Below are 13,466 nucleotides of genomic sequence, written 5' to 3'. Positions count from 1 at the left end.
GGCCTGCGCTTTGTTGGTTGTCGCGTCGTCTTTCGCGAAAACCGGTTTTTCGCATGATGCTTTATTTCTCATGCCGCGCATCCAGCCATGAGCGGATCGCCCAGCCGGTTTTCTGCCCCAGCGCCTCGCCCAACGGCGGCATCAGCACCTTGCCGTCGCGCTTGAGCCCGTGATGGAAGCGGCTGATAAACCACACATCGCCTGCCTCCCTGGGGTCGAGATAGCGCAGATCGGGGAAGATCCCGGCGCTCACCGCATTGGGCCCGTGGCAACGCGAGCAGTTCTTCGCAAAGGCTTCCTGCCCCACTTGCTGCGCCTTGGCATAGGTGGCGGGATCGGCGCGATAGGGATTGCGGGTGAGCCAGCGCTCCTGATCCGGCCCCAGATCGGGCAGCGCCGATGTGTCGACCGGCTGAGCGGGAATATCCTCCTGCGCGCCCAGATGGGAGGCAACAGCACCGGTCGCCACGGCGAAAGAGGCGAGAAGCACAAGGCCCTTGGCACGGTAAAACATGGTGATGGCCTCTGTTAAGGGTGAGAAGCGGTCGCCTCGCGGCCACGTTCGCGTTCCTTGGCCTCGGCATCCCAGACGGTTTCGCCGGTTTGCCAGTTCTTGGGGCAGCCGGTGCAGCCATCCATCCAGGCGTCCTGAAAGATGGCGAAGCGCGTATGGGCGTTCTGCATCACAGCGCCGGTGAAATTGACCTCGTAGAATTTGGTTTCCTGAAGCTCGGTGAAGACCAGCTTGGCGCGCTGGAAGCTGGCCGATTTCAGCTCGGCCTTTTCCAGCGTGGCGGCGGTCAGATCGGCCTCGTCGAAATTGGCATGGGAGCCGCGCGAAAAGCTGAGGTCTGCCCCTTTCAGACTGGCGCGATGCAGGCTGGCGGCGTTGATGAAGGTGGTGGTCATGCGCGCGCCGTCCAGATCGGCGTCGGTCAGATCCGCGCCATTGAGGTTGGCATAGCGCAGATCGGCCCGCACCAGCTTGGCGCCGGTCAGATTGGCGCCGCGCAGATCGGCGCCATGCAGATCGGCAAAGCTGAGATCGGCATTGGGGCATTGCGCATTGGGGCCGATCTCGCAGCTGCCGACGATCCACGGATTGGGCCGCTCCTCGACATTGACGATGGTGGTCTGCGCCGCCGCGGCCGGTGCCAGCGAGGCGGAGAGCAGAAGGGCCAAAAGGGAAGCACGCATCGCGAAAAATCCTTGATCTGGAAGATCCTGTGGCGGGTTACGGGCGGCGTCGCCCTGCTGCCGGATGGGTTTCCAAGATCGATCTGTGCCTGTTCATCGCTATCCCCCGCCTCCCGCTGCGGCGGGATGTCCTGATGCTGGCAGATTAGGCCTGAGGGCATGAGAAAATCTTGGGATCCTGATGAGAGTGCTCTCAGAAAGCCTCCTACCTTCGGTCATATTTCCCTTCCTATATCAGAATCAATATTCTAGAAAATGCTGCGCCCATGAGAGGCGAGATTCGTGGGAGACTTTTCTTGATCGATCGCCGCACCCTGCTGGCCGCCACCGCGACAGGCATCGCCGCCATGACCGCGCCCGCAAGGGCTGCCGCCAGACCCGCCAGCCCGAATTTCCCGAAAGGCTTCCTCTGGGGCGCCGCCACCGCCGCGCATCAGGTGGAGGGCAACAACACCAACAGCTGCGTCTGGGCGATGGAGCATGCCCATCCCACCGTCTATGCCGAGCCTTCGGGCGATGCGGCGAACAGTTTCATGCTGTGGCGCACGGACCTTGATCTGGTGAAGACCATGGGGCTGAACAGCTATCGCTTCAGCCTGGAATGGGCGCGGATCGAACCGGCCAAGGGCGAGTTTTCCATCGCCATGCTGGAGCATTACAAGGCGATGATCGCAGGTTGCCGGGAGCGCGGGCTAACGCCGGTGGTGACGTTCAACCATTTCTCCACGCCGGTGTGGTTTGCGGCACAAGGCGGCTGGTCCAACCCCGAGGCGCCCTCGCTCTTTGCGCGTTATTGCGAGCATGCTGCGCGGCATCTGGCCTCCGAGATCGGCTATACCACCACGCTCAACGAACCCAATCTGAGCGGTCTGCTCGACATCGTGCTGCCCGGTGACATCGGCAAGCGCCTGCTCGATGCCGACCGTCAGATGCAGGAGGCCGCCGCGCGCGAACATGGCGTGGCGCGTTTCCTGCCGGGCAATCCGCTTTATGTCGCGGACCCGCAGGTGGTGCAGGCCGGACTGCTGGCGGGCCATAAGGCCGGGCGCGAAGCGATCAAATCGGTGCGCCCCGATCTGCCAGTCGGCGTCAGCCTTGCGATCATCGACGATCAGGCGGCGGGCAAGAACAGCCTGCGCGATGCCATGCGCGCCAAGCTCTACCGCCCCTGGCTGGAAGCGGCGCGCGGCAATGATTTCGTCGGCGTGCAGAATTACGAACGCTCGATCTGGACCGATACGGGCCGTCTGCCTGCGCCCAAGGGAGCGGAGCTGAACGATGCGGGTTCCGAAATCTATCCACCCTCGCTGGCGGGCGCGGTGCGCTATGCGCATGAGGTCAGCGGCGTGCCGGTGATTGTCACCGAGCACGGGCTGAACTCTGCCGATGACACCAAGCGTGTGCGCCTCATTCCTTCGGCGCTGGCCGAACTGAAGCGCGCCATGGATGATGGCGTGCCGGTGCTGGGCTATATGCACTGGTCTTTGATCGACAATTTCGAATGGGTCTTCGGCTACAAGCCACAATTCGGCCTGCACACGCTGGACCGCAAGACCTTCGCCCGCACGCCCAAGCCCTCCGCCGCCGTGCTGGGCGCGATTGCCAAGGCCAATGCGCTTGCCTCGTGATTGACCGGCCCCTCGTGATCCTCTAATCCGGGCACGCCTGTGTCACAACAGGCATGCCTGGTAGCCGGAGATCCGGCTTGGGAAGGCGCCGCAATGCTGCGGCGTCATGCTGCAGGCCCCATTGGCGATCCGTGGAGCGGACGCGCAAGGGGGATGCAGCGCGCTCGCCGCACCTTTTGCGCATCACCGCCGCCACGACACATTCGAGGACGGTCTGATGAGCTATCTGCGCAACATCTGGTATATGGCGGCTTGGGAAGAGGAAATCGCGGGCGAGGCGTTGCTGGCACGCCGCCTGCTCGGCAAGGACTGGCTGCTCTATCGTCAGCAGGACGGCAGCTATGCCATGCTGCACAACCGCTGCCCGCATCGGTTTGCCACGCTCAGCCAAGGCAAGCGCAAGGGGGACAGCATTGCCTGTCCTTACCATGGTCTGGAGTTCGGCGCGGGTGGCGCCTGTCTGCACAACCCCTTTTCGGAGCTGATCCCGCCGCATGCCCGCGTGGAGGCGCCGCCTGTGGTGGCTCGCCATCGCGCGATCTGGTTCTGGGCGGGCGATGCCGATAAGCCCGATCCGGCGCTGATCCCCGATTTCTCGGCCATCGAGGTCGAACACCCGATGGTCCACGGCCATATGCTGTTCCCGGCCCATTACGAGATCATCACCGACAATCTGATGGACCTCTCCCACACCGAATTCATCCATGAGGAGAGCTTCCGCATGGAGGGCAAATTCCTGAATGGCACCCATCGCGCTCAGGAGGATAAGACCGGCGCGATCTGGTCGCGTTGGGCCTTCCACAACACCCCCCGCCCGGTGTGGCTGAACGGTGTGGCAGAGGACGCGCGGATGGATGAGTGGCTGGATATGCGCTGGCATGCCCCGGCCTCGATGCTGCTGGAGGTGGGCTTTACGCTGGCTGGCGCCGAGCGCGCTGCGGCTCCCGTGCCGCCTTTTATCAACCCGCATATCCTCACGCCCGAAAGCGCAACATCCACCCATTATTTCTACACCCGCCAACCCGGCGAAGAGGCCGAGGTGATGACGCGGCAGGTCTTCGAAATGGAGGATCTGCCCATCCTCGCCGGCATCCAGCAGACCATCGGCGAGGCGGCGGAAGGCGAGGCTTTCTGGGACCTGAAACCCGTGGTGCTGAACATCGATGCCGCCGCCGTGCGTGTGCGTCGACGCCTGATGAAGCTGCGGCGGGAGGAAGCCGAGGGCTGATCACGATCACAAGCCGTATCATCGCCGAGGCAAAAGCGATGATGCGGCTTGCGCTGTGGCATGATCTATCTAGAATGATGGTTCTATAAAATTCGGGAGACGATCATGCCAAGCCGCCGCCGCGCTTTAGCCACTCTGGTCTCGGGCACTTGCGCCGCGGCGCTGCCTCCCATGGCGCAGGCCGCAACCGCCAAACCCGCCGTGAAATCCGCGCCGCATTGGGGCACCGGCCCGGAGGGCGAGCGTCGCGCTGACCTCGGCAATGGCTGGTATCGCAACCCGATCATGCCGGGCGACTATGCCGACCCATCCGTGCTGAAGGATGGCGACGATTACTACATGACTCATTCCAGCTTCGACGCGGCGCCGGGGCTGATCATCTGGCACTCGCGCGATCTGGTGAACTGGCAGCCGATTGGACCGGCGCTGCCCAGGCCTTTGGGCACGGTCTTCGCCGTCGATATCGCCAAGCATAATGGGCGTTATTACATCTACATCCCTTTCATGAAGGCGCCGTGGTCGCAGGGGCTGGCCAGTTTCGCCAACATCTATGTCATCCACGCCGACAGCATGGCGGGCCCGTGGAGCGAGCCTATCGATATGAAGATCGGCGGGCTGATCGACCCCGGCCATGTGGTGGGCGAGGACGGGCATCGCTACCTCTTCCTCTCCGGCATCAACCGCGTGCGGCTGAGCGCGGATGGCCTTTCCACCGATGGCCCGGTCGAAAAGGCTTATGATGGCTGGCACTACCCCGATGACTGGGTGACCGAGGGCTATTCGCTGGAGGGGCCAAAGCTGTTCCGGCGCGGGGCGTGGTTCTATCTGGTCTCGGCAGTGGGCGGTACATCCGGCCCAGCGACAAGCCATATGGTGATTGTGGCGCGCTCGAAATCGGTGCTGGGGCCTTGGGAGAACCGCCCGCATAACCCCATCGTTCGCACACGCAGCGAGAAGGAGGCGTGGTGGTCGCGCGGCCATGCCACGATGGTGGAAGGGCCGGGTGGCAAGTGGTCGATGGTCTATCATGGCTATGAGAATGGCTATCGCACGCTGGGCCGCCAGACTCTGCTGGAGCCCATGGCATGGGGCGAGGATGGCTGGCCGCGTGCCCTGGGTGGCGATCTGTCGATGGCGTTGCCGATGCCCACGGGGAAGCCGGGCGGGCCGTCTGGCTTCCTGCGCTCGGATGATTTTACCGCCCCGGATTTCGGCACGCGCTGGAGTTTTTACGGTGCCGCGCCGGGGGAGATTGCCCGCGCCCATGTCGGCGGTGGCGTGCTGGAATTGGCCGCGAAGGGATCGAGCCCCGCCGATTGCTCCCCGCTGACGCAAACCGTGGGTGACCATGCCTATGAGATCAGTGTGGTGGTCGAGCCCCTCGATGGCGCGGAGGGCGGCTTGCTGCTGTTCTATGATGACCGGCTGTTTCTGGGCCTTGGCATCGATGGCCAGTACATGACCACATGGCGCGGCGGTCATCGCAGCTTCTGGCAGGAACCGGCGCCTGCTACGCCCCGCCTGCATCTGAAAATCGTCAATGATCGCAACATTGTGACGTTCTTCTACAGCCTCGATGGCAAGGCGTGGACGCGGCATGGTATCCGCAGTGAGGTTTCGGGCTATCAGGCCAATACGGTGGACGATCTGGCCTCGTTGCGCCCCGCGCTTTATGCCAGCGGCAAGGGCAAGGTGCGCTTTTCGACCTATCGGTTCCGCGCTCTGGCGGAGGGTGAGGCATGATGCTGTCACGGCGTATGACGTTGGGTGGCGCTGCTCTGCTGGCCTTGCCGGGACGGGTTTGGGCTGATGCCACCATTCCGCAGCGCGCATCGGCGCGGGTGATCATCGACAATGATTTCGCGGGCGATCCTGATGGTCTGGTGGCGCTGGCCCATCAATTGCTGACGCCCAAGACGCGCGTGGTGCTGGCCACCAGCTCGGCGCTGGACCCGAAGATGTCGGGTGGTATTGCGGGCGCGGCGGCGGGAGCGAAGCTGGCGCTGGAGCTGATGCGGCAGGGTGGCATCGCAGCCGTGCCGGTAGAGGCGGGCGCCGAAAGCTTCGGCGATGGCCCGGCCCAGATCACCCGCGCGGCTCATGCCATTGTGGCCGAGGCGATGCGCGATGATCCCTTGCCGCTTTACATCACCTGTGGCGGCCCGCTGACCAACATCGCCGCTGCCTTGCGTCTGGAACCGCGTATCGCCAAGCGCGCGACTTTGGTGTGGATCGGCGGCGGGCGCTATCCGGAGGGCGGTTGGGAGTATAATCTCAACTGCGATCTGGCTTCGGCGCGGCAGGTGATCGAGCAGTCCGCCATCCCTTTGTGGCAGATCCCTCAGAATGCCTATCGCCTGATGCAGATGTCCAATGCTGAGTTGCGGGTGCGGATGGCCGGGGCCTCGCCATTCGGGCGCTGGCTCTATGCGCAGTTCACCCATCCGCCTGCGTTTATCGATGTGGGCGGAAGCTGGCCGCTGGGGGACAGTCCGACAGTGCTGCTGACGGCGATTTCGCAGGAAAGCAGCCTGTCTGTGGAGCGCCTTGCTCGCCGCATCCTGCCCGATGGGCGTTATGGCGAGGAGATCGCTGGGCGCAACATCCGCGTCTTCGAGACGCTGGATGCGCGGCTGACCTTCGAGGATTTCTTCGCCCTGCTGGCATTGCACCAGCAGGGCTGACGTTCAGAACATCGGGTGCGAGTTGGCAGCCTTTTCAGGCACAAGCTGGATCGCATCCCAATGTTCGACGATTTTGCCGTCCTTCATGCGATACATATCGAAGACCGATGCCCCGTGTGATCCGGGCGTGGGAATGGCATGCACATGGATCACCGCCATATCACCATCGACCAGCACCTGCTCGATGGTGAAGTGCTTGGCCGGATCGGCGAACATATCCGCCAAAGCCGCCACCGCAGCATCGCGGCCATCGGCGATGCCTGGGTTGTGCTGCACGTAGTTGGGTGCAACATAGGTTTCGAAGGCCTGCTTCACCTTGCGCTCGGTGTAGAACAGGCGGGCGAAGTGCTTGATGATCGCGCGATTGTCCGGATGCGCCGCTTTGGCCGAGGCCGGGGCGGCGATGACCGCCACCCCCAGCGCCAGAGCTGGCCAAACCTTCACAGGCTGACCACCTTCTCGTCATTGTTGAACGAAGGGAAGGGCAGGTAAGAGATGCGCAGCTTCTGCTGGAATCCCAGCCTGTGTTCGCCTTCTGGAAAGCCGCCGGGGTGAGCCACCGCGATGGTCGCAGGGGTGCCGAAGGGCCAGCGGCGATCATACGCGGTTTCCATCGCGTCGAGCGTGATGGGGCCTTCGCCTTCATCGAAGGTGACGGCTTCGCGCGCCACAGCCTCGCCGTCGATCGAGACGTTGAGTTCCTCGATCATGGAGAGGCCAAGGCCGCGATAATAGCCCAGCTTGGCCTCGAAGGCGAAGCCGGTGGGGGCCTCATCAGGCCCGATGTTGCGCAGCGAAGTCGCGTCGATCAGGAATTTGTCGAACATCAGGCGGGCTCCACTTCAGCTTCGGCTTTGGCGATCAGCTTTTCGAACATCACATGCTGGCGGCGGACCTGCTCGCGGCTGTCGACATCCTCCACATCCTGAATCCAGCGGTTGCCCTCATATTCGGAGGACAAAGTGCCTTCCCAACCGGCTTTCACCAGCTGCGGGATCACCTCGTCATAGGCGATCGAAGGATCGGTGCAGTCGGGCGTCATTTCGTAGAATTTTGCCTGAATATGGCGGAAGTAGGGGGCGAAATCGGCGATGCGCTTCGGGTTGGCGAAAGGCGCATGGCGCAAGGTTTCGGCCATGGCCACTTCGGCCTTGTTGCCGCCCATCTTCACCGCGACTTCATAGATCGTGTATTCGCACATGATCTTCTGTTCATGGCTGTCCACGATGAATTGCGCGACTTCAGGCCGGGCGCCCTGACGCTCGAAGCGGCCCCGGAAAGCGGGGGGATAGTGCTTCATGAAGATGCCCATATCCGGCAGGATGCCCAGATGCTTCGTCTTCAGGCGGTCTGCCACCTCGATGGTGCGCAGAATCCAGGCATGGTCCAGATACCAGGGGGCATGAACTTCGACGCCCATATGGACGTCATATTGCTCGGCGTAAGGCACGCATTGTTCGAGGATATCCGGGCGCACAAAGATCAGGATACGCATATTCTTGATGCCGAGCCGGTTGCACAGCTTCAGATCGCGCACGATGCTTGCAACCTGCTCCTCATCGCTCATCACCTCGCCCTTGCGGAGCTTGGTGTCGAGGAACATGTCATAGCAGGTGAAGTGAGCGCCGTGGCGCGCCAGCCGGTCCTGCCATTCGCCGATCTGCTGATCGGTGATGTTGGGGAAGGTGGGCATGTTCTGCTCGGGCAGGATTTCAATGCCCGGGGCGCCGATGCTGGCGGCGAAACCCACCACATCGTCGAGGGTCATCTTGCCGAGGAACATCTCTTCCTGAAAGCTGTAGAGGCTGACGCCTCTTTTGATCTTGGAGGTCATGTCAAAGTCCCGAAACAGGGGCCGCGCGCCGCACGAGGAAGGGCACGATGGCGGTGAAGATCAGGCCGAAGATTCCCGCCACCACGAAGGCGCCATGCATGGTGCCGACATTGCTGCGGATCAGGCTGACCAGCAGCGGCGAGGAGAACTGGCCGAAGAAGAAGCAGGCGGTCCACAGGCCCATGCCGCGTCCGCGATGCTGGAAAGGCAGATAGGTCTGGGCCCAGGCGATCAGCGTGGGCACGGCCATGCCAGCGCCCGTCTGCTGCAGGGCCATGCCCAGCACCATGCCGCGCCAGTCATGCGCGTGGCCGATCAGCAGCAGCCCCGCGCCCAGCAGGCCGAAGAAGCAGGTGAGCTGAGCCCGTGCGCCCCAGCGCCCGGTGAGCCAGAAGATCGCCGCGCCCAGCATGACGAAGAGGCTGGGAATGGTGGTCAGCCGGCCGATGGTGGCGGAATCGGTGTAGCCGATTTCGCGCCAGACCAGACCGCCGTTGATGATGAACACATAATACAGCGCCGAGCCAACCAGCGTGACGCCGCCGAACAGCGCGACACTCTTCCAGGGAAAGTCCTGCGTGCTTTCGCCGATGCCCAGCATGCGGCGCACGGTGATGTCCGAAGCGGGCTCGTAGAGGAAGGCGAGTGCGGCCAGAAACACCGGGAAACCAAGCGCATAGATCAGGAAGATCGAGTTCCACTGAATGGCGGTGAGGTAACCGGAAAGCAGGATCGAGAAGCTGCCAAGGAACGGCCCGGCCAGCCCCTGAAGCGTCAACCAGTTGCGGCGGCCCTTTTCATCCCAATAGTCGCCGATGAGCGTGTTGAGCGTGGTGAGGATCGCCGCCTCGGTCACACCCAGCGCCAGGCGCGAGACATAGACCGCATCAAGGTTCTCAAGGAAAAAGGGTGCCATGCCCACCACGCCGTAAGCGGCGGTGGAGATCAGCAGCAGGCGACGCCGCCCGAAGCGATCGACCAGCAGACCCATGAACAGGGCGATGATCGCGATGGTCAGGCCCGGGGCCGAAACCATGGCAGGCACCTTGGTCATGGCTTGCGGGTCGGCCTTGATGAAATGGTCGATGATGGCGGGCACCGCCGGGAACATCGAAACGATGGCGACGATGGGCAAAAAGCCCGCGACCACCACGGTCAAGCCCTGAGCAGGGCCGGGCTGCCGGGGGTGGGCAGCGTCATGCGTAGAAGCCATGTGGGGGGCCGTCTGGCCCGGGATGGCGGTTTCGGACACCGTTTTGGACAACGGAAGCTCTCCCGATTCGCGGTGGACCGCGTTATTTAGAACAATGGTTCTGAAATGGGCGGCTTCGCGCTGATTTGTCAAGCCTTGAAGCAGGGGCCTTTCGATGGGGAGTTGGTCTTGTGCCACTTTATGTTGCGCAGCATGGCGCCCCGTGGCCGGAAAGTGACAGAGGGGTCTGCAATGACGCAGATCAAAATCAAGCCGATTGACATCGCCCGCCGGAAGGATAAATCAGAATACACATTTTGATTCCGAATAGCTGCCATGGACGAATCGCAGCATCGGCTTAGGGAGAATGCAATGGCTTACCGTATGACGGCGGCGTTTCTGCTCGGCACCTCGGCTCTGGCTCTGCCGGTGGCGGCATGGGCCGCCCCTGCGCCCGCCGAGGATCAGGCCGCATCCGCGCATGGTGACGGCAAGAGCGATGACAGCATCAAGGAAATCGTCGTCACCGCCAACCGCAGCGAGAGCAGCGCGCAAAAGACGCCGATTGCTCTGAACGCCTATTCGGGCGGCGATCTGGCGGCCAAGGGCGTGACCAATGTGCTGGCGCTGGCCACTGTCGATCCCAGCATCAACGTTTCGACCAATGGCGGCGCCTCTTACGTGGCCATTCGCGGCATTGCCTCGACCGATGTGACCGAGACGGGCGACCCCTCGGTGCCGATCTCGCGCGATAATTTCTTCACCAACCGCTCCTTCTCGATCGGCACCTCCATGTATGATCTGGAGCGTGTCGAGGTGCTGAAGGGCCCGCAGGGCACGCTGTTCGGGCGCAACTCCACCGGCGGTCTGGTGCAGGTGATCACCCGCAAGCCGGGCAAGACCTATGGCGCTGATATTTCGGTGGAAGCCGGCAGCTACAATGCCATCAAGACCGAGGTTGGCGTGGACATTCCGCTGGCCGATACGGTGCAGCTGCGCCTCTCGGGCTTCCAGAGCTATCATGAGGGCTATCGCAACCTCGATGGCATCGGCGGGCGCGGCGATGATGACAACACCAAGTCGGGCCGCGCCACGCTGGCCTTCCAGCCGTTCCAGGGTTTCAATGGTCTGATCCAGTATCAGCATGACGATGTTGACACCACCGGCGACGTGGCGATGAAGCTGCCCTTCGGACAGGCCTACACCGGCCAGCAGGTGGTGCATTTCCCCAATTACGTCACCACCTTCAACAAGCTGGTGGGTGACCGTATTCGTTGGGAGTTCAGCTATGAACTGCCTGCCAACCTCACCTTGTTCTATGCCGGCGGTTACGATCATCAGAAGTGGCGCCACGCGCTTGATGCCACCTCGATCGATTCCACCGGCGCGATGGCTGGCAACCCCGTGCAGTTCCGTCAGGGTGAAAACCCCAGCACCTGGAACCATGAAGTCCGTCTGGCCACGCCTCAGAATGGCAAGCTGACGGCGCAGGTGGGCTATTTCCACTTCAGTGAACACAATGGCAATCTGGACAGCGGCCTCTATGAGACCAGCGGTGCCTATGCCAACAACTATCTGATTCACTTCCTTTATGATACCAAGACCACGTCGAATGGTGTCTTCGGCCAGTTCGGCTGGCGCCCCACCGAGACGCTGCATTTCTCGGCGGGCATGCGTTACACCTGGGACAAGAAAGAGCGCACCGGCAACGCCTATCTGCGCTGCGATATCGCGGGCATTCCGGCCTTCCTCTACAGCGTGGTGGGCTGCGCGGGCACCCAGCCCACGCTGACCACGCCGGGCAACGGCAATGTCAGCGAGAGCAAGCCGACCTTCCATGCCGGTGTCGACTGGACGCCGGGGCCGCGTTCGATGGTCTATGCCAAGTTCGACACCGGCTTCAAATCGGGCGGCTTCAACTCCAATGGTTCGGCGCCTTCGGTCAATTATGGCCCGGAAACGCTGAAAGCCTGGGAAGTCGGCACCAAGAACAAGTTCCTCGATGGCCATCTGATGGTCAATGCCGATGCCTTCTACCAGACCTACAATGGCTATCAGGCCTCGCAGAGCACTTCGGTGATTTCGGGCGGCGCCTCGGGCGTGTTCAATGTCGGTGCGGCGGAGATCTATGGTGGTGAGGCGCAGCTGATCGCTTCGGCGGGCGGCGTGCGTCTGGATGTCAACTCCACGCTGCTGCATGCGCGCTTCACCAGCAATTCGGTGATCGTGAAGGGTGACGACAGCACCTCGGTCAATCTGCAGGGCCGCAGCCTGCCCAACGCGCCTGATTTCGTGCTGACCGCCGGTCTGGAATATGCGCTGGCGATGGGCCATGCCACGCTGACCCCGCGCATCGAGCTGAAGCATTCGTCGAGCTATTATTTCTCGGCCTTCAACGATCCCGATACGCGTCAGGGCCAGTTCAACACGCTGAACGCCACGCTGACCCTGAAGCCCGCGCTCAAGGGGCTGGAGATCGCGGCTTTCGTGCGCAACCTCACCAACAAGACGGTGCTGGCCAGCGCGGCGGAGACTTTCACCACCACGCCCAATCCGATCAATGCCTATGAATTCCAGCCGCCCCGCACCTTCGGCGTGCGGGTGTCGGGCAAGTTCTGATCGCACAAGGCTGATTGCAGGAAGGGGCAGGGCACAGGCCTTGCCCCTTTTTTCAATCCATCACGCATTTCTTCTGATGATCGCGGCGTTCATTCATCCTATGGATGGATGATGCGCTTCCGTGGTCTCGATCTTAACCTGCTCGCCGTCTTTGATGGGCTGATGCAAAGCCGCTCGGTTTCGGCCACGGCACGCCACATGAACCTGAGCCAGCCCGCCATGAGCGCGGCTCTGGCCCGCTTGCGTGACTATTTCGGCGATCCGCTGCTCGTCTCGCATGGCAAGCGGATGTATCCCACCGCCTTTGCCGAAAGCCTGCTGCCTCAGGTACGCCAATGCCTTGGCGGGATCGAGGCGCTGCTCGCGACTTCGGCCTCTTTCGATCCGGCGACATCGCAGCGCAGCTTCCGCATCGTGGCTTCGGACTATCTGGTCGCGGCGGTGATTGCCCCGATGCAGGAAAGGCTGGCGATCGAGGCGCCCGGCATCCATCTCAAGCTCAGCTATCCTGATGAGAACACGGGCCATCTGCTGGATGACGGCAAGGTGGATCTGGCGATCAATCCCCGGGAATGGCTCGCGCCCGACAACCCCGCCGAACTGCTGTTCGAGGAGCGCCATGTGGTGGTCGGCTGGATGGGCAATGCGTTGCTGGACGGGCCGCTCACCGAAAAGGCCTTTATGGAGGCGGGCCATGTTTCGGTGGCGATTGGCGGGCGGGTGAATGCCTCTTTTGCCGACCGCCATCTGGCGCTGCTGGGCAAGCTGCGGCGGGTGGAGGTGGAGGCGGCCTCCTTCGCCACAGTGCCCTGGCTGCTGATCAACACGCCGCGTATCGCGGTGATGCATGAGCGTCTGGCGCGAGTCGCCGCGCGTCTTTTCCCCATCCGCCTCCAGCCTTTGCCCTTCGCCTTCCCGGTGATGGAGGAGCATGTGCAATATCATCACACGCGGGCGCAGGATGAAGGGCTCAGCTGGATGAAGACCAAGCTGCGCGATGCTTCTTTGATCAATATTTTGGATTGACGATGATCCAAACAATAAAGTTTATATATTGATATGGGCTGATATTCTCTCAACGCAT

Annotated in this window: 12 protein-coding genes and 1 pseudogene; 7 read left to right on the top strand and 6 right to left on the bottom strand. The window is 62.4% G+C overall.

The window, feature by feature from the left end; translation table 11 throughout:
* Nucleotides 1-61: 61 nt before the first annotated feature.
* Complete coding sequence (gene pedF, locus HGK27_RS21190; protein WP_206244803.1) at nucleotides 62-514, bottom strand: cytochrome c-550 PedF; 453 nt, start codon at nucleotides 512-514, stop codon at nucleotides 62-64.
* Nucleotides 515-528: 14 nt separating this feature from the next.
* Nucleotides 529-1,197, bottom strand: a complete 669-nt coding sequence (locus tag HGK27_RS21185) for a pentapeptide repeat-containing protein (RefSeq protein WP_206244802.1) — start codon at nucleotides 1,195-1,197, stop codon at nucleotides 529-531.
* 296 nt (nucleotides 1,198-1,493) lie between these two features.
* Between HGK27_RS21185 and HGK27_RS21180 the strand changes: the two genes are divergently transcribed.
* The 5 genes and pseudogenes from HGK27_RS21180 (at nucleotide 1,494) to HGK27_RS21165 (ending at nucleotide 6,737) form a co-directional block, all read left to right on the top strand.
* The gene (locus HGK27_RS21180) at nucleotides 1,494-2,825 is read left to right on the top strand and encodes a glycoside hydrolase family 1 protein (protein WP_206244801.1); all 1,332 of its coding nucleotides are present in this window, start codon (nucleotides 1,494-1,496) and stop codon (nucleotides 2,823-2,825) included.
* A gap of 106 nt (nucleotides 2,826-2,931) precedes the next feature.
* Nucleotides 2,932-3,243: pseudogene (locus HGK27_RS31450) on the top strand (Rieske 2Fe-2S domain-containing protein); the annotation flags it as partial.
* 201 nt (nucleotides 3,244-3,444) lie between these two features.
* Nucleotides 3,445-4,053, top strand: a complete 609-nt coding sequence (locus tag HGK27_RS31445) for a hypothetical protein (protein ID WP_407674706.1) — start codon at nucleotides 3,445-3,447, stop codon at nucleotides 4,051-4,053.
* 105 nt (nucleotides 4,054-4,158) lie between these two features.
* Nucleotides 4,159-5,796, top strand: a complete 1,638-nt coding sequence (locus HGK27_RS21170) for a family 43 glycosylhydrolase (RefSeq protein ID WP_206244800.1) — start codon at nucleotides 4,159-4,161, stop codon at nucleotides 5,794-5,796.
* Nucleotides 5,793-6,737, top strand: a complete 945-nt coding sequence (locus HGK27_RS21165) for a nucleoside hydrolase (RefSeq protein ID WP_241127707.1) — start codon at nucleotides 5,793-5,795, stop codon at nucleotides 6,735-6,737. The genes HGK27_RS21170 and HGK27_RS21165 overlap by 4 nt, the downstream gene beginning before the upstream one ends.
* A 3-nt stretch (nucleotides 6,738-6,740) precedes the next feature.
* Here HGK27_RS21165 and HGK27_RS21160 read toward each other — a convergent pair whose 3' ends face one another.
* Genes HGK27_RS21160 through HGK27_RS21145 form a run of 4 tightly spaced genes read right to left on the bottom strand, consistent with a single transcriptional unit; the run spans nucleotide 6,741 to nucleotide 9,835 of the window.
* Nucleotides 6,741-7,181, bottom strand: a complete 441-nt coding sequence (locus HGK27_RS21160) for a nuclear transport factor 2 family protein (RefSeq protein WP_241127705.1) — start codon at nucleotides 7,179-7,181, stop codon at nucleotides 6,741-6,743.
* Complete coding sequence (locus HGK27_RS21155) at nucleotides 7,178-7,564, bottom strand: C-glycoside deglycosidase beta subunit domain-containing protein (RefSeq protein WP_206244799.1); 387 nt, start codon at nucleotides 7,562-7,564, stop codon at nucleotides 7,178-7,180. The genes HGK27_RS21160 and HGK27_RS21155 overlap by 4 nt, the downstream gene beginning before the upstream one ends.
* Nucleotides 7,564-8,571, bottom strand: a complete 1,008-nt coding sequence (locus tag HGK27_RS21150; protein WP_241127703.1) for a sugar phosphate isomerase/epimerase family protein — start codon at nucleotides 8,569-8,571, stop codon at nucleotides 7,564-7,566. The genes HGK27_RS21155 and HGK27_RS21150 overlap by 1 nt, the downstream gene beginning before the upstream one ends.
* Before the next feature lies 1 nt (nucleotide 8,572).
* Entirely contained in the window at nucleotides 8,573-9,835 is a 1,263-nt protein-coding gene (locus HGK27_RS21145) for an MFS transporter (protein WP_241127701.1), read from the bottom strand.
* Nucleotides 9,836-10,135: 300 nt separating this feature from the next.
* Here HGK27_RS21145 and HGK27_RS21140 point away from each other — a divergent pair, with 300 nt between their 5' ends.
* Complete coding sequence (locus HGK27_RS21140; protein ID WP_206244798.1) at nucleotides 10,136-12,382, top strand: TonB-dependent receptor; 2,247 nt, start codon at nucleotides 10,136-10,138, stop codon at nucleotides 12,380-12,382.
* Nucleotides 12,383-12,490: 108 nt separating this feature from the next.
* Nucleotides 12,491-13,408: a LysR family transcriptional regulator gene (locus tag HGK27_RS21135; protein WP_241127699.1), complete on the top strand. Its 918-nt coding sequence runs from the start codon at nucleotides 12,491-12,493 to the stop codon at nucleotides 13,406-13,408.
* Nucleotides 13,409-13,466: the final 58 nt, after the last annotated feature.

It is taken from the genome of Novosphingobium terrae, from assembly GCF_017163935.1.
GTDB classification, from domain to species: Bacteria; Pseudomonadota; Alphaproteobacteria; order Sphingomonadales; family Sphingomonadaceae; genus Novosphingobium; species Novosphingobium terrae.
Note: the sequence above shows the minus strand (reverse complement) of the source record. Positions and strands in the feature narration are given on the sequence as shown.